This is a genomic window from Oceanisphaera profunda, assembly GCF_002157895.1.
Classification (GTDB): Bacteria; Pseudomonadota; Gammaproteobacteria; order Enterobacterales; family Aeromonadaceae; genus Oceanimonas; species Oceanimonas profunda.
Window position 1 is genome coordinate 1,703,395 of sequence record NZ_CP021377.1, and the last position, 18,349, is coordinate 1,721,743.

General features: G+C 50.0%; 14 protein-coding genes and 2 riboswitches. Of the genes, 9 read left to right on the plus strand and 5 right to left on the minus strand.

Going from position 1 to position 18,349, the window contains the following annotated elements:
• Window positions 1-14: 14 nt before the first annotated feature.
• The 3 genes from CBP31_RS07405 to CBP31_RS07415 are packed head-to-tail and all read left to right on the plus strand — an operon-like array spanning window position 15 to window position 2,859.
• Window positions 15-1,166, plus strand: a complete 1,152-nt coding sequence (locus tag CBP31_RS07405) for an ABC transporter permease (RefSeq protein ID WP_087035939.1) — start codon at window positions 15-17, stop codon at window positions 1,164-1,166.
• Window positions 1,163-2,110 carry an ABC transporter ATP-binding protein gene (locus CBP31_RS07410; protein WP_087035941.1) on the plus strand — a complete coding sequence of 316 codons (948 nt, stop codon included), beginning with the start codon at window positions 1,163-1,165 and terminating at the stop codon, window positions 2,108-2,110. The genes CBP31_RS07405 and CBP31_RS07410 overlap by 4 nt, the downstream gene beginning before the upstream one ends.
• On the plus strand, window positions 2,107-2,859 hold the full coding sequence (locus CBP31_RS07415) for an ABC transporter permease (protein ID WP_087035943.1): 753 nt from the start codon (window positions 2,107-2,109) through the stop codon (window positions 2,857-2,859). Before CBP31_RS07410 ends, CBP31_RS07415 begins: the two co-directional genes overlap by 4 nt.
• A 187-nt stretch (window positions 2,860-3,046) precedes the next feature.
• On the opposite strand, the gene CBP31_RS07420 is transcribed toward CBP31_RS07415, so the two are convergent.
• The 3 genes from CBP31_RS07420 to CBP31_RS07430 form a co-directional block, all read right to left on the minus strand.
• Window positions 3,047-3,724: a type 1 glutamine amidotransferase domain-containing protein gene (locus tag CBP31_RS07420; protein WP_087035945.1), complete on the minus strand. Its 678-nt coding sequence runs from the start codon at window positions 3,722-3,724 to the stop codon at window positions 3,047-3,049.
• A 176-nt stretch (window positions 3,725-3,900) separates the two neighbouring features.
• Window positions 3,901-5,235, minus strand: a complete 1,335-nt coding sequence (locus CBP31_RS07425; protein WP_227875185.1) for an LLM class flavin-dependent oxidoreductase — start codon at window positions 5,233-5,235, stop codon at window positions 3,901-3,903.
• Window positions 5,235-6,038, minus strand: a complete 804-nt coding sequence (locus CBP31_RS07430) for a 3-oxoacyl-ACP reductase (RefSeq protein ID WP_087035947.1) — start codon at window positions 6,036-6,038, stop codon at window positions 5,235-5,237. The genes CBP31_RS07425 and CBP31_RS07430 overlap by 1 nt, the downstream gene beginning before the upstream one ends.
• A 56-nt stretch (window positions 6,039-6,094) precedes the next feature.
• Window positions 6,095-6,197, minus strand: a riboswitch (TPP riboswitch).
• A gap of 190 nt (window positions 6,198-6,387) precedes the next feature.
• On the opposite strand from CBP31_RS07430, the gene pyrC reads away from it, so the two are divergent.
• From pyrC to CBP31_RS07450, 4 genes are all read left to right on the plus strand, one after another.
• Complete coding sequence (pyrC, locus tag CBP31_RS07435; RefSeq protein WP_169712992.1) at window positions 6,388-7,431, plus strand: dihydroorotase; 1,044 nt, start codon at window positions 6,388-6,390, stop codon at window positions 7,429-7,431.
• A 438-nt stretch (window positions 7,432-7,869) separates the two neighbouring features.
• A riboswitch (TPP riboswitch) is annotated at window positions 7,870-7,997 on the plus strand.
• Between the two features lie 99 nt (window positions 7,998-8,096).
• Entirely contained in the window at window positions 8,097-9,539 is a 1,443-nt protein-coding gene (locus CBP31_RS07440) for a sodium:solute symporter family transporter (protein WP_087035950.1), read from the plus strand.
• A 261-nt stretch (window positions 9,540-9,800) separates the two neighbouring features.
• On the plus strand, window positions 9,801-10,073 hold the full coding sequence (locus CBP31_RS07445) for an RNA recognition motif domain-containing protein (RefSeq protein WP_087035952.1): 273 nt from the start codon (window positions 9,801-9,803) through the stop codon (window positions 10,071-10,073).
• Between the two features lies 1 nt (window position 10,074).
• Window positions 10,075-10,584, plus strand: a complete 510-nt coding sequence (locus tag CBP31_RS07450; RefSeq protein ID WP_087035954.1) for a YehS family protein — start codon at window positions 10,075-10,077, stop codon at window positions 10,582-10,584.
• 341 nt (window positions 10,585-10,925) lie between these two features.
• On the opposite strand, the gene CBP31_RS07455 is transcribed toward CBP31_RS07450, so the two are convergent.
• A complete protein-coding gene (locus tag CBP31_RS07455; RefSeq protein ID WP_087035956.1) occupies window positions 10,926-11,960 on the minus strand; it encodes a Gfo/Idh/MocA family oxidoreductase in 1,035 nt (344 codons plus the stop codon).
• Between the two features lie 222 nt (window positions 11,961-12,182).
• On the opposite strand from CBP31_RS07455, the gene CBP31_RS07460 reads away from it, so the two are divergent.
• Entirely contained in the window at window positions 12,183-15,044 is a 2,862-nt protein-coding gene (locus CBP31_RS07460) for an FAD-binding and (Fe-S)-binding domain-containing protein (RefSeq protein ID WP_087035958.1), read from the plus strand.
• A gap of 742 nt (window positions 15,045-15,786) precedes the next feature.
• Here the strand turns inward: CBP31_RS07460 and CBP31_RS07465 are convergent.
• On the minus strand, window positions 15,787-17,607 hold the full coding sequence (locus CBP31_RS07465) for an MOSC domain-containing protein (protein WP_087035960.1): 1,821 nt from the start codon (window positions 17,605-17,607) through the stop codon (window positions 15,787-15,789).
• A 180-nt stretch (window positions 17,608-17,787) separates the two neighbouring features.
• Between CBP31_RS07465 and CBP31_RS07470 the strand changes: the two genes are divergently transcribed.
• Window positions 17,788-18,144, plus strand: a complete 357-nt coding sequence (locus CBP31_RS07470) for a RidA family protein (RefSeq protein WP_087035962.1) — start codon at window positions 17,788-17,790, stop codon at window positions 18,142-18,144.
• Window positions 18,145-18,349 lie beyond the last annotated feature (205 nt).

The following is an 18,349-nucleotide window of genomic DNA, read 5'->3' on the forward strand; positions in this document are numbered from 1 at the left end:
TACTAGGAGTCTTTTTGACGCTTTCTAATTTGGACAAGGTCGGGAGTACGCTGGTCGTTGCCCTACTGCTGTCGCTGTTTACTTTGCCTCTGGTTAGCCTGCAACCTAACCGCATTATGCCCGGCCAGAGCATAGACCTGCTGAATGTAACCAGCCTCACCACACTCACACCCTTGCTTGTTTTGTTAGCACTTACTAGCTTGCTATCACTATTCAAAACAGCCATTACCTTTCGTTTATTACTTACCCTGGTCACGTTAATTACGTTGATATATACGCTAGGCATTAGTGCTTCTCAATTGTTAGTTGAAGCTAGCCCTTTGGCGCGGGTTTCTCTTAATGGTGGCTTTTGGTTGGCTATTTTCTGGCTGGCACTACTGATCACCGATGCCACCATTAAGCTGGCACTCAGCCCGCTGCTTCGTCTTGCTCTGGTAACTTTAATTGTAGGAGCCGTGCTGTTCTTGCTAGCCAGTGGCCAATGGGACTCGCTCTCGTTATTGCGGGAATATCACAATCAAACTAACTTCTGGGATCAGGCGATTCGCCATTTGCAGCTGTCACTCGGCAGCATTATACCCGCCGTCTTAATCGGCATTCCGTTAGGGGTGCGTTGTCATCGCTCGCCCAACTTAAAAGCGGCTGTCTTTCCGGTACTTAATATCTTACAAACCATTCCTAGCCTCGCCATGTTTGGTCTGCTGATGATACCGCTGAGTTTACTGGCCAACCATTATCCCATGTTATCCGAATTAGGGATCCGTGGCATAGGCGCAACACCGGCGGTAATCGCACTATTTTTTTACTCTTTGCTCCCTATTGTGAGTAATACCGCGCTCGGCTTCGATCAAATTGATAGCAAGGTGCGAGACGCCGCCAGAGGTATGGGCATGAGCCGGCGCCAACGCTTGTGGCAGCTGGAGTTTCCGCTGGCGTTACCGGTGATCCTGACTGGATTACGAGTGGTGGTAACCATGAATATCGGTTTAGTTGCCGTTGCGGCTTTGATCGGCGGTGGTGGTTTTGGCACTTATATTTTTCAGGGACTAGGCCAAACGGCTACCGATCTGGTGATACTCGGTGCGGTACCGACACTGATACTAGCTTTCTTATTTGCCATGGCAATCGACACTCTCATCGCCCTGCAACGAGGCAACAAAACATGATTGAAGTAAAAGACCTCAGCAAACAATTTGGCGATCACACCGCCGTTAAGAACCTTTCGTTTAAAGTAGAGAGCGGGCAGTTCTGTATGCTGGTAGGAACTTCCGGTTGCGGAAAGTCCACCACATTACGCATGCTTAATCGCTTGATTGAACCCAGTCAGGGCCAAATTTTAATTAATAATCAAGATGTAACAACCTTGCCGCCAGAGCAATTACGCCGGCGCATCGGTTATGTCATTCAAGGTGTGGGCTTATTTCCGCATCGTACTATTTATCAAAATATTGCGACCGTGCCCAAGCTGCTCGGTTGGAAAAAAGCGGATATTGATATACGGGTAACCGAATTACTGACTTTATTTAAGCTCGATGCTGCCACCTTTGCCGGTAAATATCCGCATCAATTATCCGGTGGTGAGCAGCAACGCGTCGGCGTGGCTCGTGCTCTGGCAGCTAAGCCTGAGTTACTGTTGATGGATGAGCCTTTTGGTGCCCTAGACCCACTGACTAGAGAACTGTTACAAGATGAACTATTAAAAGTTCAGCAGTTGCTGGGGATCACCATCATTATGGTGACTCACGACCTAGAAGAAGCGATAAAAATGGCTGATGTGATTGCGGTCATGGATAAAGGCGAACTACTACAATTAGATACGCCAGAAGCATTATTGCGTCAGCCTAGAGCCGGTTTTGTTCAAGAGCTCGTTGGCGGCAGTGAGCGACCATTACGTTTGTTAAGTACCAAACAAGTCAGCCAGATCATGACTACAAAAATAACAGTGGTAAGTCATCCGCTGCCCAATATTCATGCCGATGCCAGCTTACGCGAAGCCATGGCATTACTGATCTGGGAGCAAGTAGAGCAATTGCAAGTTGTTGATGCCGCAGGACACGCCATAGGCCAGGTTTCTATGCATGACTTACTACAACAGGGTGCGCGAGCATGAAAACACCGACTGTTCGTGGTTGGTTAGGGCCCGGCCTGCCGGTGCTGCTATTACTGATTATGACCATTAATATCGAGTGGTTAACGCCTCTATTTAGTTACTTTGTCGACGAGCGAACCCCTGCTATTTATAGCCGAGACAGCGTATTTAACCTGTTACTCTGGCACCTCACCGCCGTTTTTCTTGCCATTGCCGCCGCCACCCTAGTAGCCTTAATCGGCGGTATTTGGGTGACTCGTGCCAGTGGCCGAGAGTTTTTACCGCTGGCCCGAGCCATCGCCAACTTAGGTCAAACCTTTCCACCTGTAGCAGTATTGGCATTGGCGGTCCCCGCGCTGGGCTTTGGGTTAACCCCAACTTTAGTGGCGTTATTCCTCTATGGCATGCTGCCTATTTATGAAAATACCGTTACCGGTTTGCAGCAAGTACCCAGCCAAGTCACTGACGCCGCTCGTGGCATGGGTATGAATCCGCGCCAGCAATTATGGTTTGTTGAGCTGCCCTTAGCACTGCCGCTGATCGTCGCGGGGATTCGCATATCACTGGTGATCAGCATAGGTACTGCCACCATAGGCTCTACGGTAGCGGCAAAGGGGTTTGGTGAAGTGATTATTGCCGGTTTACTCACCGACAACATGGCTTTCGTATTACAAGGCGCCATTATGGTGGCACTGATGGCCATTATTATCGACTCGCTGTTGCAGCGCTTAGAGCGAAGACTATCGCCAACCGCAATAACTAGTAAATAAAACCTATTTTTGCCACGGAATCCACGGAAAAATAAAGATACCGGGTCGTGGCCCGATATGACGGCATAGGTCGGCCTTTATGCCGTCTTCCTGACGAAAGTCAGGATCTCGCCCTTAGGCTTTATCTTTAACTGACAGCTTAAAGCTTACGGCGTACAGCTGCCCGAAGGGCTCGTTAATGAATGGGTCACTGAAGTAGCGCCAGCAAGGCCTCGGCAGTAGCCGCTGATGACGCCGGATTTTGGCCGGTGATCAGCAAACCGTCCGTTTCTATATGAGGCTGCCAGTCATCGGCTTTATGATATTCACCGCCATTCTGTTTAAGCATGTCTTCCACCAAGAAGGGCACTATATCCGTAAGCCCTGCCGCTGCTTCTTCGCTATTACTAAAACCCGTCACCCGCTTGCCACTTACCCAAGGCAAGCCATCAGCCGCATTAATATGGCGCAACACACCCGGTGCATGGCACACGGCAGCCACCGGCTTATTAGCGGCCAGCATAGCTTGAATCAAACTAATGGAATGCGGGTCTTCGGCTAAATCCCACAATGGCCCATGACCGCCGGGATAAAAAACCGCGTCAAACTCAAAGGCAGAAAAATCTTTTAGCTCAAAAGTATTCGCTAATTGCGCCTTGGCACTGGCATCAGCTTCAAAGCGCTCGGTGGCCGGAGTAAGCGCATCGGGCTCAACACTATTGGGATCTATAGGCGGCATACCGCCTTGAGGCGTTGCCAAGGTAATATCGGCGCCCGCATCTTTAAATAAGTAATAAGGCGCGGCAAACTCTTCAAGCCACAGGCCGGTTTTTTTGCCACTGTCGCCTAATTTTTCGTGAGAGGTCATCACCATCAAGATTTGCATGCTAGCTCCTAAAGCTGAAAAAAGAGTTAATAGACACGCTTTTTAGCATAGGTGGTTTTTAGTGCAGCGGAGGTGTGAAGAGTGATGAGTGAGGAGTGAGCAGTAAAATATGGATTCCGAAAGAGAGGGGGCATGGGGGGAGGCTTTACGCCTCACCCTTTCCCCCTCACGGTCAGTTACGGCTTAGCCAAACCTAAGTGGCCGCGTAAGGTATCGGTTTCATAATCGCGACGAAATAGACCACGGCGCTGTAGCTCGGGCACCACCTGATCCACAAAGTCATTAAGGCTGTAGGGCAATGAAGGCGGCATTAGATTAAAACCATCGGCGCCTTCATTGTTAAACCACAGCTCCATCTGGTCGGCAATTTGCACCGGCGTTCCCACTATAGTGCAATGGCCACCACCGGCGGCTAAACGACCCAATAACTGGCGCACCGTCGGCTGCTCGGTTTCTATAATGCGTAAAATGGTGCTGTAGCGGCCTTTAGGGCCAGTAAATTCAGCCAAAGATGGCAGCTCAGGTACTGGCTTATCTAATTCCCAGTTCATGCAATCTTGTTGAGTATATAAACCGAGCTGGCGCAATGAGGCATCAACGGGTAATAGCTCATCCAGCTCGCGCTGCTTGGCTTTAGCCTCTTCTTCGGTGGCCGCCACATAAGTGACTAAGCCCGGCATGATGGGCACATTAACTTCACGACCGGCAGCCTGCACGCGGCGTTTAATGTCTCGGTAATATTCTTGGGCCGCCGGCAAGTCGTACGCCACCGCATAAATACCTTCGGCGCGGCGCGCGGCTAATTCTCGACCTTCTTCAGAGGCGCCAGCTTGAAACATAACCGGATGCCCTTGGGGCGAGCGTGGCACGTTAAGCGGGCCATCCACCAAGAAGAACTCGCCGTTATGGTTAATGGCGTTCACCTTGGTCGGATCTGCATAGTGACCAGCGCGATCAAAACTAAGCGCGTCAGCTTCCCAAGAATCCCAGAGTTTAAGCACTGCATCCACAAACTCATCGGCGCGGCGATAGCGGTCGGCATGCACCGGCATGGCTTCGTAGTTATGGTTACGCGCTTCCATATCAAACATAGACGTCACCACGTTCCAGCCCATACGACCGCCAGAGATATGATCCAAGGACGCCATATAGCGCGCCGCGTGAAACGGCGTGTAAAAGGTACTGGACACTGTGCTGATCAGGCCGATTTTATCGGTGGCACGGCTCATGGCGGCCAAGGCCGTTAACGGTTCTAAAAACCACCAGCTGCCATCGGACACATTACCCGCGGATTGGCCGTCGGCAAAAAACACCGCATCCAACTTGCCACGCTCGGCGGTTTGCGCCAATTCTTCGAAAAAACTGATGTCGCCTAAACGTTCTACCGACGATTTAGGATGGCGCCACGCGCCCTTATGATGGCCACAACCAAATAAAAATACGTTCAGGTGCATCATGCGTGGGGCTTGTTGATCTGCTAATTGTTGATTTACCAATAGTTGTGCTGCCATTAGTTTTTCACCAAGCCGCCATCCACCACCAAATTTTGGCCGGTGACAGAGCGTGACCAAGGTGAGGCAAAAAATAAAGTGGCATCGGCAAATTCAGCGGGCGTAGTAACGCGGCGCAGCGGTGTGGCGGCGGCAATGTAATCAAACACCGCTTCTGGGGTGGCCGCAGAGGCATCGGTGGTGCGCAGCAAGCCGCCAGATACCATGTTTACGGTGATTTGGTCAGGACCTAAGTCTTGAGAAAGGGTGCGGGTCAGCGAGAGTAATGCGGCTTTGGCAGCCGTGTAGTCGTGGTATGGCACTACTGGGTTTTGGAACAGATTGGTACCAATATTCACGATACGACCAAAGCCCGCTTCGCGCATACCGGTAAGGGCGGCTTGGGTGGTGTTTAACGCCCCCTTAACCACACCTTCAAACTGCTGCTGCACATTACTCCAGCTTAATTGGTCGGCATTTTCACGGGCATCGCCATTAAATGAGAAAGCCGGCAAGGCGTTATTGATAACAGTGGTAATGGGCTGACCAAAATGGGCTTTCGCCTCGGCAAACAGAGCTTGCACAGCCGCCGCATCGGTCACGTCAGCTTGTATGGCTAGCGCCTGAGCAGGGTAATCGGACGCCAGCTGTTGGGCGGCCTCGGCACTGTTTAAATAGTTGATGACCACCTTGGCACCTTCACGCAAGAAGGCACGCACTAAATGCTCACCTAAGCCGCGAGCGCCGCCGGTGACTAATACCAACTGTTGCTCGAATGGCTGTGCAGTGTGCAGATTTTGAGGATCGGTTTGGTTGTGTTGCATGGGCTTTTACTACCTCTAAAAAGTCAGAGGCGAAGGCAGATGGGCAGCGTTGCCGAGAGCCGAATGGCTGACATCCCTTCGCCAGTATGAACTGGATCAGGTTCGACGGGTGTTATCTCAGCCAGGCAGATGTGCTGCCAGACACCCCGTGTCACGAGCTAGACCATAGCATAAATAAAGTGAAGAGTGAGGCGTAAGGAGTGAGATGAAAAACCTAACCGTAAGTCTGCAGACTCACAGTTGTTGTCACCCTAACACCTTACTCTTCACCCCTCACGTTAATGGGGATTTGGTTAAAACAGCTCGGCAGTGGATAATGGCCGCCTGGATGCAATGGAGAACCCACCCAATGAGCACACAACTGACGAGCCTGACCATTACCCGCCCTGATGATTGGCATTTACACCTGCGTGATGGCGAACAACTCAAAGACACAGTGGCTGATGCTAGCCGTTATTTAGGTCGCGCTTTAGTGATGCCTAATCTTTTGCCGCCGGCCACCACTACCGAGCTGGCGCTGGCTTATTACGACAAGATAACGGCCGTGCGCCCATCAGGCAGCCTGTTTGAACCTTTGATGAGCTTGTACCTCACCGATAAGACAGATCCAGAAGAGATCCGTCGTGCCAAAGCCAGCGGTAAAATCGTGGCCTGTAAGTTGTATCCAGCGGGTGCCACCACCAACTCGGACTCCGGCGTAACTGACGTGAAGAATATTTACTCGGTGCTGGAAGTGATGCAAGAAACCGGTATCTTGTTATTGGTACACGGCGAAGTGACCGACGCCAGCGTGGATATTTTCGACCGCGAGAAGGTGTTTCTTGAGACTATCTTGCCCGACGTAGTGCGTGATTTTCCTAATCTGAAAATCGTCCTCGAGCACATTACTACCGAGCACGCAGTTAAGTTTGTAGAGCAAGCCGGTGATAACGTAGCGGCTACCATTACCACCCATCACTTGATGTTTAACCGTAACCACATGCTGGTGGGTGGCATTCGTCCGCACTATTACTGCTTACCGATTTTAAAGCGCAACACCCATCAGCAAGCGTTAGTGCGCGCGGCCATCAGTGGTAATAAGAAATTCTTTATCGGCACCGACTCGGCGCCGCACTTTAAGCAAAATAAAGAAACCGCCTGTGGTTGTGCTGGCGCTTATACCTCTCATGCCGCCGTTGAGCTGTATGCAGAAGTGTTTGAAGAAGCGGGTGCTCTGGATAAACTGGAAGCCTTTACCAGCCATAACGGCCCCGACTTTTACGGCCTGCCACGCAACTCAGACACCATTACCTTGATGAAAGAGACCTGGTCTGTGCCCGCCACCCTGCCCTTAGGTGGTCAAGAGTTGGTGCCAATTCGCGCCGGTGAAACCATCAGCTGGATGGTTAAATAACTTATCGCCCAGCGCCCAGCGCCCAGCGCCCAGCGCCCAGCGCCCAGCGCCCAGCGAAATAATAAGCCCCGAACCTATGGTTCGGGGCTTTTTTATGCCGTCATCCTGACGCACGTCAGGATCTCGATTTTGGTGTGATGTTTTAACCCGTTCCGCCTAGGTTGAAATGCGAGAGTTTTGCTAATTCCGTAGAGGCCGATTTATCCGGCCGGTTTTGCGCAGCAAAACGATAAGCACCAACCTAGATAAAAAGCCCAGAGCCAAGCTCGGGGCTTTTTTCACCGTCATTCTGACGTATGTCAGGAGCTTGGTTTGGAAATATCATCTTGTTTGATCACTTTATGCCGCTACGCGCCATCGGCCAGCTAAAGCGGCCTCTACCTCCCACCTCACGTAAGTCCAATATTTGACAAGCATCACATTTATTCTTACTCTCATCGTCATTCCTGGGGGAGCCTAAGGTGCAGAGATTGCACCCGAATCGGCTGAGATTCCGCTACTTGCAGCGGTAACCCTTAGAACCTGATCCGGATAATGCCGGCGAAGGGAAGGAACAAGTCTTACACTCCCTCTCTGCGCCCGTATTCTCCGGCATACTATCGCCCATATAACCGTCAATGACTGACGATGTTTATCATGTTTGCCTTTAGGCAAAGGGAGAATTCATGCTACTTAGCACCACCGAAGCCATTCTTTGGCTCTGTTTATTTGCCGCCATGTTCGCCATACCCGGCTTATATTATGCGCGCCGCCAACAAGACAACATCGAAGACTTTGTAGTGGCTCGTAATAGTCAAAACGGCATGGCCACTATGCTGACCTTATTAGCCACCACCCTCGGCGCTTGGATATTATTTGGCCCAGCAGAAGCCGCCACTTGGGGTGGTATAGGAGCGGTGATCGGCTATGCGCTGGGCTCACTTGCACCTCGTTTTATGATGATCCCCTTAGGTAAAAGGCTGCGCGAGCTGATCCCAGAAGGCCACACCCTCACTGAATTTGTGCTGCACCGCTACGGTAAAACCATGTATTGCTTCGTGATGGTGATCATGATGTTCTATATGTTTATCTCACTGACCGCAGGCCTCACTGCCGTCGCGAAAATGGTAAGTTTGCTGGCACCCGTGCCCTTATGGGCCACCGCCTCTATCGTGATGCTAGCCACTCTGCTCTACACCTTATACGGCGGCCTGCGCGTCACCATTTTTACCGACCGTCTGCAAATCATAGTAATACTGCCGTTTTTATTACTGCTGATTATGTTTGGCTGGCAAGCGGTGGGCGACATTGGTCCCACCATCGCTGGTCTCAAAGAAAAAGCGCCTGAGTTACTTAATCCCTTTGATATGAATGGCTTTAAGTCGGGACTGACTTTTTTTATTGCGGTGGTACTCACCGGCCTCTTCTACCAAGGCACTTGGCAGCGTATTTTTGCAGCCCAAGACAATAAGGCCATTCGTAACGGTTTTATCGTCAGTGGCCTAGTGAGCTTCGTCTTCATTTTTATTATGGGATTATTTGGCTTAGCCTTCGTCGGTTTAGGCTTAGCCGGAGATGGCTCGGTGGCGGTATTTGATGTACTACTGTCAAATATTCCAATGTGGTTTGTGATTGGTTTATTGCCCTTTGGCTTAGCATTGATCATGAGCAGTGCCGACTCTACTATCAGTGGTATTTCTAGCATGATAGTGGTCGACTTACGCCGCATGTTGCCGGATTTTAGTGCCAACCGCCTGCTGGGTTTATCGCGCTGGCTGATTGTGTTGATCTCGATTCCGGTATTAATAGTGGCGTCTCAAGGCTTTAGCGTCTTGTATCTGTTTTTATTGGCCGACCTACTCTGTTGTGCCGCGGCTTTTCCGGTATTTTTTGGCTTTTATAGCGCCCGTTATCAAGCCTATAACGCCGTGCTCAGTACCGCTGCTGGCTTAGTTGCAGGCTTGTGGTTGTTCCCAGCCCCAGGGGCCGAAATAGAGTATCTATTAGAGTCTTTCTTGCTGGCGAGCTTAGTACCTGTGCTGGTCTCTGTGTTATTGCAGTTTATGCCTAACCGTCAGACCTTTGATTTTTCTATCTTGCGCCAACGTATTCGCAGTTTAGAAAGTTAAGTTTCAAGCGCAGGCTTTACACCCTAACCACCTCTCACACCAAGCCGGCCCCCAATGGGTCGGCTTTTTTGGGTCGCGAATCACGGTGCTATTCTCTAAACAGCGAGGCATAAGCAGGCAGACGTTAGCCAGACAAACTGCTACACTCGCGACCCCTTGCATTAAGCATTCAGGCTTATGCCAGCCCATTTTATAAACAACCACTTAATGATCGGCTTATCATCTTAAGATAAGGCGCCAACTTATTATTTTGGAGAACCCATGAAGATTATGATCCGAGGCTTATCTCGCCTCACCACCGAAGAAAAAATCTTAGCACTGCTCGCCCCTTACGGCTTAGTGCAGTACTTCCATCTGGTTATGGATCCTAATACCAAGAACTCAAAAGGTTTTGGTTTTGCCTTTATGCCAAACCCTGCTCAAGCTAAAGCCGCCATCAAAAGCTTGAACGGTATCGAAGTAGACGGTGAAAAAATTCGCGTGAAAAAAGCCGAAGATAAGCCAGAAGAAGCTAAAAAAGTGGAGCCTAAATAAGATGACTAATAACGATATTTTACGCCGCGTGCGTTACTCACTGGATTTAAAAGATGCTCAGTCACTCGCCCTGTTTGCTCAAGGTGGTATTGAGATTGATGAAGCGCAGTTTTTAGCCTTGCTCGCCAAAGAAGAAGATGAGAACTACCACAGCTGCAGCAATGAGCAACTGTTGGGCTTTTTAGATGGCTTAGTATTACAAGAAAGAGGCCCACGCGAAGGTGGACCTGCGCCTAAAGCTGAAGGTGCCGAGCCGATGAATAATCAGGTATTTAAAAAGCTGCGCGTGGCCTTACAGCTAAAAGAAGAAGATATTTTAAACTTGCTGGCCTTAGCCGGTTTTATTGTCAGAAAGCCTGAGCTAACTTCTTTGTTTCGCAAACCCGACCATAAACATTTCAAAGCTTGTGGCGACCAGTTCTTACGTAACTTCTTACAAGGCCTAGCCCTGCAACGCCGCCACGGCGCAGAGCCCAGCTCTGAACAAGATGCTGACGTTACTGCCGAGTAATACCATTACTGTAAAATTAACAGCTTAAAGCCAGCCCCTTCGGGGAGCAGTAAGCTTGAAGCCGTAAGCCAAACAAAGGGCGAGAACAAAAACTCAAGACTAGGGCTATTTTTGCCACGGAAAAGAGCAGAAGGCACGGAAAATAGGGATAGTTCTGAAAGGACTTTAATGGGTAAGGGCTAAATATCAGTTCATCAGCAGGCAGGCTCTTACCATTAAAGCTCTGATCCCTATCACTTTTCGTACCTGAATTCTTCTGTGGGTTCCGTGTATTCCGTGGCAAAAAGACACTTGGCTCTGGCCCTTCGGACAGCCGTAAACTTAAAGTATACGGCTGACGATTATTCTCTAAAGCTGGTCGCCGTTAAGGGCAAAGTACGACCTTCAGCCGAGCTCTTTTCTGCAATATTAATAATATTAAGTCCATCTAATGCGTCTTGCATGGTCACAGGTGGCGGCGCTTCGCCGCGAATTGCCTTGGCCGTGGCTTGATAGAAGTAACGATAACCGCCCACCTCAGACTCAATCACTTGTGCATCATCATCGGAATAGAAAATACCGTAGTCGGTTTCTGCTTCTTTCGCTAAATACGGCGAGTCCGGCACTATGCCGTTTTGCAGACGCTCTTCTTGCGGATCAAAGCCACGCTTAATATAGCAGCCCAGTTCGCCCTGTAACTTAAAGCGTAAACTCGGTCCGGGATGATAAGGGCTGGAATGCAAAATCACTTCTTTATCGCGGTAATGCAACAGCACATGAAAGTAGTCCGTCACTTTGCCACCTGGGCGCATCGATAAACAACGGCCCGTCACCGCTTGTGGCTTACCAAATAATACCAACGCCTGATCGACTAAATGCCCGCCTAAATCAAACCAAATACCGGCACCCACACCTGGGGTTTCTACCCGTACCCGAGGGCGAAAGCGATCAAAGTGGGATTCAAAACCATGAATTGGGCCCAAGGTGCCATCTGCCAGTAATTTGCGTAACGTTAAAAAGTCACTGTCCCAGCGGCGGTTATGAAATGGGATCAAGCACAGGTTATTAGTTTCAGCTAAGCGCATTAACTCTGTACCTTGATGCAGCTGAGTGACGGTGGGGTTTTCCATCACCACATGCAGCCCCAAGCTCAAGGCCTTGCGCCCTAACTCGTAGTGCACTTCGTTAGGAGCTGTGATCACCACTAGCTCTGCACCGGACTCGGCCAGCATCAGATCTACATCTGTGTACACAGCCACATTTGGCCATTCCTCTGCCGCCAGCTCTGGCTTAGAGGTGCTAATGGCGACCAGTTCAAAGTCCGCCAAGCTATCGATAAAAGGTAAATGAAAAATACTGGCAGACTGGCCGTAGCCGATAATGGCGGTTTTAATCACGGTTAACCTCGTTAAAAATCATATTTGTTATACCATCAGAGAAAACTGCCACTCAAGCAACACAGGCTTAAGTAGCACAGTAAAATCGCGACAGTGATTGTCTTACTCTAGCCTAACCTGATGTGGTCGATAAATCAGAATAAACTGAGACTTACCCTTGTTAGGACCGAATCATAAGCAGGCCTTATCATAAGGCGCAAGCACAGCTAAGGAAGCACTTTGATGGGCTCTCGTTACACTGTATTACTAACGGCACTGCGCAATATATTACCCGCAGCGCGTATTATTACCGATCCTGCGCTGTGCTTAGCCCTGGGCACAGACGCCAGTTTTTATCGACTGTTACCTAAAATGGTGTTGCGTTTAAGCAGCACCGAAGAAGTCGTTCAGGTACTTCAGCTATGTAGCGAGCACGCCATTCATTGCACCTTTCGCGCGGCAGGCACCAGTTTGTCGGGCCAAGCCATTTCCGACTCGGTACTGATCACCTTAACCGATGACTGGCGCGGCCACACCATGAGTGAAAACGCGACCATAATTAAGTTACAGCCAGGCGTAATAGGTGCGGACGCCAATAAATATCTGGCGCCGTTCGGGCGCAAGATAGGCCCAGATCCCGCGTCTATTAATAGCTGTAAAATTGGCGGCATTGCCGCTAATAATGCGTCTGGTATGTGCTGTGGCACTGCCCAAAACTCTTATCGCACACTAGCTGGAATCAGCCTAGTACTGGCCGATGGCACCTATCTTGATACCAGAGACTCCTTAAGCAAGGCGCGCTTTGCTCAGTTACAGCCGCAGTTAATCAGCGGCTTACAAGCATTGCATCAGCAAGTGTTAGCCAACCCAGCCTTAACTGAGCGTATTCTTCATAAGTACCGATTAAAGAACACCACCGGCTACAGTCTAAATGCCTTACTAGATTTTGCCGATCCCTTCGATATGCTGGCCCACTTGATGATTGGCTCCGAAGGCACGCTGGGCTTTATTAATGACATTAGTTACCACACGGTACCCGATCATGCCTTTAAGGCCTCTTGCCTATTGGTGTATACAGATATAGAAAGTACTTGCTTGGCGGTCACCGAATTAGCCAACACGAATGTGGCGGCAGTAGAGATAATGGACGGTCGCGCCCTGCGCTCCATTGCCAATCTGCCCGGCATGCCCGACTTTATTCAGACCTTAGATTTAGAAGCAGCGGCGCTATTAATAGAAGTGCATGGCGCTACTCAAGCCGAGTTAACGCAAAACTGTGCCCAAGCAATGGCCGCCATTAAGAACTTCACTCTGCTTGAGCAGGTCGCGTTTACGCAAGATACTAAGCTGTGCGCTAATCTGTGGGCCATGCGCAAAGGCATGTTTCCTGCAGTGGGAGCAATACGTGAAACCGGTACTACTGTGGTTATTGAAGACGTAGCGTTTCACGTGAAACATTTAGCGGCGGCAGTGCGTAAGTTAACCGCTCTCTTCGAACAGTTTGGTTATCACGAAGCCATTATCTTCGGTCACGCTTTGGCCGGTAACCTGCACTTTGTGTTTACCCAAGGCTTCGATAGCGAGACAGAGCGCCAGCGTTACGGTAATTTTATGGCGGCCGTTACTCAGTTGGTGGCTGTGGAATATCAAGGTTCACTCAAAGCTGAGCATGGCACGGGCCGCAATATGGCACCCTTCGTGGAGTTGGAATGGGGACAAGACGGCTACCAATTAGTGCAGCAGATAAAAGCGCTGTTTGATCCGCAAGGTATTCTTAACCCCGGGGTGATTGTTAACTCAGATAACCAAGCCCACCTTAAAAATCTTAAACCCCTACCCGCCGCCGATCCGCTGGTTGATAAATGTATCGAGTGTGGCTTTTGTGAGGCAGTCTGCCCGTCAAAGAATTTAAGCCTCACGCCGCGCCAACGCATCGTCTTGTATCGTGAGCTACAACGTCGCCAAGCTAATCACGAAGTAATCGACGACAGCTTAGCCCAGGTATTTGAGTATCACGGGATTGATACTTGCGCGGCCACCGGTTTATGCGAACAGCGCTGCCCAGTGGGTATTAATACCGGCGACATGATGCGCAAGCTACGCACCGCCCGCTATCAGAAATTTCAGCCCATTGCGCGTTGGACGGCTCAACACTTTGCCGGCACCACTAAGGCAGTAGGCATAGGTTTGAATGCGGCTAATCTGGCCCGCAAGTTAGTAGGCAACCAAGCGATGACTCGCGTAAATAGCAGCTTGCGCAGTGTTAGTCGTAACAAGCTACCGATGTGGTTTCCTGAAATACCGGCGGCGAACTCGTATCAGCTGCAGAAAGAATTAACCAAATCTGAGCAAAGGCAGTTTCAAAGGCTACCGACTGGCAGCGATAAAGTGGTGTATTTCCCCTCTTGTGCCAGCCGCACACTCGGCCAATCTTCGCACGCCACCGACCCTCGCTCCTTAACTGAAATCACCTTATCGGTATTAACCAAGGCAGGATTTGAGGTCATCGTACCCGCAGCGCTGAATAGTCTGTGTTGCGGCATGCCCTATCAAAGCAAAGGCATGTTTGAGCTGGCAGCGGAGAAAATACAGGAGCTGGAAGCACAGTTATGGCAGGTATCAGAACAAGGTAAATGGCCGATACTGATGGACACCAGCCCTTGTGCCAAGTTGAGCCAAGATAGCTTCGGTGAACAGAAGAATGGCTTTACTCAAGACCTAGCCGTTTATGAGCCGGTTAGCTTTATCATGGAGCATGCCTTGGAGCGACTACAACTCTCGCCCCTTGATGAGACTGTGATGCTGCACATTACCTGTAGCAGTCAGCGGATGGGGCTGGCAGACAAGATGTTAGCGTTAGCTAAGCTTTGTGCGACGTCGGTAATAGTGCCAGAGCATATCAGCTGCTGCGGTTTTGCTGGTGATAAAGGTTTTACCCTACCCGAGCTTAACGCCTCGGCATTGGCCACCTTAAAGCAGCAAGTACCGTCTGGCTGCACACGAGGTGTCAGTAACAGCCGCACCTGTGAACTCGGATTAAGCCATCACAGCGGTATCAACTATGAGTCCATTCTTTACTTAGTAGATGAAGCGGCTAGGCCGTGAGGGGTATTGGGTGAGGCGTACACCATAAGAGCAGGTAAGCTTGAAGCAGAGATCGAGAAGAAGTCTCTAAAATCTAGAGCCAGAGCTATTTATGCCACGGAAGAACACGGAACGCACAGACGCAGTTCACGTGCGACAAGTATTAACAGCGCCGAGCGCTAAGCACCAAGCGCCGAGCTAAAATATAAACACCATCTTTTGTTAAGCTTGGCGCTAGGTGCTGCTGTTAAGATCACTATTGTTCCGTGTTCTTCTGCTCTTTTCCGTGGCAAATAATCCCTAGTCTTGAGTCTTTAAGGTCGTAGAACGAGATCCTGAAACTTCGTCATGCCGGACTTGATCCGGTATCAGGATGACGGCATAAAGATACCTGATTACCCACAAAGCTCAGCCATGTTTCAGAGAGCTCGGTACCAATGAATTCAATAGGTCACAGGGAGGTGCCGTATCTTCGGCAAAGAACATGAGGCTCAATTTAGTATTTTGACCTTGTAGAGGCCCGTCTCTTCGGCGAAGAGGACTTCGGCCCGGTTTGGTGTTTTGTTTAAATCAAAACCTCAGTAACAGCCAGCAGAGCTGGCCTGCCGAATAAATTTGGCAGCTACAAAGAACAAACCGAAACAGGGTGCATTATGGCTGAGGTTCATACGTAATCAGGTAAAGATAAACAGCGTCTTTTATTTAGCTTGGTGCTTGGTGCTGCTTTTAAAGCTTGTTCCCTTCACTCTTTACCCTTCACTCCTCACCGTATTTTCAAAACCACATCCGTTAGCGGCACACAGCAACAGGTAAGGACTATACCGGTTTCGCGTTCGGTTGCGGATAACGCGGGGGCTGGCGGTTGTTCCACTTCGCCAGATACTAACTGCTGCTTGCAGCTGCCACAAATACCGGCACGGCAAGACCAAGGCAAGGTCATGCCTTGCTGTTCGGCCTGAGTCAGTAAGTCGCGCTGGTTATTGCCGGTAAAGCGACGTTCGCCAATTTGAATAGAGACTGACTGTGTTTCACGTGAAACATCTTCGCGCTGCAGACTACCAAAGTACTCTTGTTGTAACAGCGTTGCGGGTAACCCTAACGCTAATAACCAGCTGCGTGCTTGCTGCATAAAACCGGCTGGGCCGCAGAGATAGGTTTGGCGTGTTGGTAACTGTGGGATAGCCGCCAATTGCCCCAGCGTCAGTCGACCGCCCTCGCCTACTTGAGGTTGAGTAAGTACAAACTGCAGGAGCATGCCAGGATGCTTATCTGCCAAGTGCTGTAGCTCTGCGGCGGCAGGAATATCCTGCTCTGTTCTACATACATGAATAAACACCACATCATGTAACTGCTTTTTATCTGCTAATGCGCGGATCATAGACAGCAAAGGCGTAATACCGGAGCCTGCCGATAACAGCAAATAACGATCCGCCGCTTGCAGTACGAAGTCGCCGGCTGGTGCATGCGCCAATAACGTTCTACCCGGTTGAAAGTGTTCCGCCAACCAAGATGAGACTTTGCCATCGGGCTGGCGTTTCACACTAATACCATAGCGCTCATCCTGAGTAGGACTGGAGCTGAGGCTGTAGTAGCGCACATAGCGCTGACCATCGATATCGACGGCAATAGGTAAATGCTGCCCCGCTTGATAATTAGGTAACGCTTTGCCATCGCTCGCCGCCAACCAATAGCTTTCGATATCGGGGGTAAGTGCTTCCCGTGCCACGCAAATAAGTTCACGGCGCTTAGGTGCCGCATCAGGGTAAATCGCGGTACTGGCGTATTCTAAGACCTCAACTTTATCTCCTTGGCGGATAATGCCTTCATTAACCGCAATCAGATTTTGGCCAAAATACACCTCACCATCGCTACCGTGCCGATAACGTAGCAAGGTTGCTAAGGGTTCTTTAAGCGCATTAAAACGTTCTGTACCAGGTGTGATGGTAGTCATCACACAACGGCTACAAGGTTTAGCGACCACAAACTCCACTTCGCCGATACGAATACGTCGCCAGCCATCTTCTTCAAACGCCCGCGTCTCTGATACCACCAGATTCGGCCTAAACTGCGACATCTCAAGCCGCGCATCGGCGCGCAAATTAAGATCGTTTACCGAGGCTTGTGAGATCAGCAGTAACGGATAACCATCGGCAAAGCTAACCGCCGTATCCAAGCGCTCGCGATAGCGTTGAGAATACTCACCCAACCAAATAAATTGCACCGCTTCACCCAACAGCTCACTAAACCACGCATCGTAATAAGGATGGGTACTGAATGCGGTAAAGGTGTCGTCCCACACAGAGGCCGTCACGGGCTGCTGTAAAAACTCGCTATAACGTACCGCTAACGGGTGCTCGTCGCCGTAGGGTAAATTAAAGTGTAGATCTAAACCGCCGGCCACCGGCTGCACCTGAATACCCTGTAATCGCGGATGAGTACGGGCGCTAATAAAACGACCATCGGGCTTGGCGAGCATAAAGCGACGATCACCCAGTAAGCCTTCATAAGTAACAAAAGCCTCATTTGAGGTTAATCCAGCCGCAGATTTCAGTGGGTACAGGTAGAGCTGCGTGATCACCGCCATACTATTTCATCCTTATTGATATTAAACGTTTACAAGCTCAGCTCAGAGGTTAAGGTTTGCGTACTAAAAGATAGCGCCTAGCACCAAGCGCCGAGCTAAAAGAAGAGATAGGTCTTTGTTTTCCTTGGTGCTCGGCGCCGGGCGCTTAGCGCTCTCTCTATAAACCTAACCGGAGCAGTCATGACTATAGAACGCCAACAAACTAGCGAGCGTATGAGCCGCATCGTCAAACACAATGGCATCGTCTATTTGTGTGGCCAAGTGCCTAAAGACGCCAGTAAAGATATTACCGAACAAACGGTCACCATGCTGGATAAAGTGGACGAATTACTCTTAGTAGCAGGCTCGAGCCGCGAACACATGTTGACGGTCACTATATTTTTAAAATCCATGAAGGATTTTGCTGCTATGAATGCGGTGTGGGATGCTTGGGTACCAAAAGGCCACGCCCCTGCTCGCACTTGTGTAGAAGGTGCCATGGCACGCGAAGAGTTACTGGTAGAAATAGCAGTAACGGCAGCAATACGTGAAGCGTGAAGCGTGAAGCGTGAAGCAAAAATAACGTCATAAATTAGAAAAATAAAAAGCCCCGAGCCATTAAGCTCGGGGCTTTTTTTATTGAAGAATTTCGTTGGCAAAGGGCAAAATCAAGATCCTGACTTTCGTCAGGATGACGGCCTAAGAACGCCGGCTCTAGCTTGGCGCTCGGTGCTATCTCTTCCTCTTCACCCTTTACCCCTCA

Bases quoted from the DNA above. Each gene is read 5' to 3' on its own strand.
- pyrC (WP_169712992.1), top strand. From the start codon at position 6,388: ATGAGCACACAACTGACGAGCCTGACCATTACCCGCCCTGATGATTGG.
- CBP31_RS07450 (WP_087035954.1), top strand. From the start codon at position 10,075: ATGACTAATAACGATATTTTACGCCGCGTGCGTTACTCACTGGATTTA.
- CBP31_RS07425 (WP_227875185.1), bottom strand. From the start codon at position 5,235: ATGGCAGCACAACTATTGGTAAATCAACAATTAGCAGATCAACAAGCC.
- CBP31_RS07465 (WP_087035960.1), bottom strand. From the start codon at position 17,607: ATGGCGGTGATCACGCAGCTCTACCTGTACCCACTGAAATCTGCGGCT.
- CBP31_RS07430 (WP_087035947.1), bottom strand. From the start codon at position 6,038: ATGCAACACAACCAAACCGATCCTCAAAATCTGCACACTGCACAGCCA.
- CBP31_RS07410 (WP_087035941.1), top strand. From the start codon at position 1,163: ATGATTGAAGTAAAAGACCTCAGCAAACAATTTGGCGATCACACCGCC.
- CBP31_RS07415 (WP_087035943.1), top strand. From the start codon at position 2,107: ATGAAAACACCGACTGTTCGTGGTTGGTTAGGGCCCGGCCTGCCGGTG.
- CBP31_RS07420 (WP_087035945.1), bottom strand. From the start codon at position 3,724: ATGCAAATCTTGATGGTGATGACCTCTCACGAAAAATTAGGCGACAGT.
- CBP31_RS07460 (WP_087035958.1), top strand. From the start codon at position 12,183: ATGGGCTCTCGTTACACTGTATTACTAACGGCACTGCGCAATATATTA.
- CBP31_RS07445 (WP_087035952.1), top strand. From the start codon at position 9,801: ATGAAGATTATGATCCGAGGCTTATCTCGCCTCACCACCGAAGAAAAA.
- CBP31_RS07440 (WP_087035950.1), top strand. From the start codon at position 8,097: ATGCTACTTAGCACCACCGAAGCCATTCTTTGGCTCTGTTTATTTGCC.
- CBP31_RS07470 (WP_087035962.1), top strand. From the start codon at position 17,788: ATGACTATAGAACGCCAACAAACTAGCGAGCGTATGAGCCGCATCGTC.